Annotated in this window: 1 protein-coding gene; it reads right to left on the reverse strand. The window is 43.5% G+C overall.

Annotated elements, in window-relative coordinates; genetic code table 11:
- A partial coding sequence (locus IEQ44_RS18755) for a hypothetical protein (RefSeq protein ID WP_227487698.1) occupies positions 1–246 on the reverse strand: 246 nt, incomplete at both ends.

A 246-nucleotide genomic window follows, 5' to 3' on the forward strand; every position in this document is an offset into this window, starting at 1 on the left:
ACATAATTGTTTGTGCCACCGGTTACACCTGAAACTGTTATGCTTGCAAAGTTTACCGCATTTGTGTCTGGTGTACAAGCATATTCTACAACCGTTGGAGATGGCACCACAATAGCATCTGGTTCTCCTACTACAACATCTTGCTGTGCCTCACAATTTCTTCCCGAAACAACACGAACCGTATAAGTTCCAGGAGCCAAACCTGTAAACACATTAGATGTTTGAGGCGCAACAGAAATAGGTGCT

It is taken from the genome of Nocardioides malaquae (genome assembly GCF_015070385.1).
Classification (GTDB): domain Bacteria; phylum Actinomycetota; class Actinomycetes; order Propionibacteriales; family Nocardioidaceae; genus Nocardioides; species Nocardioides malaquae.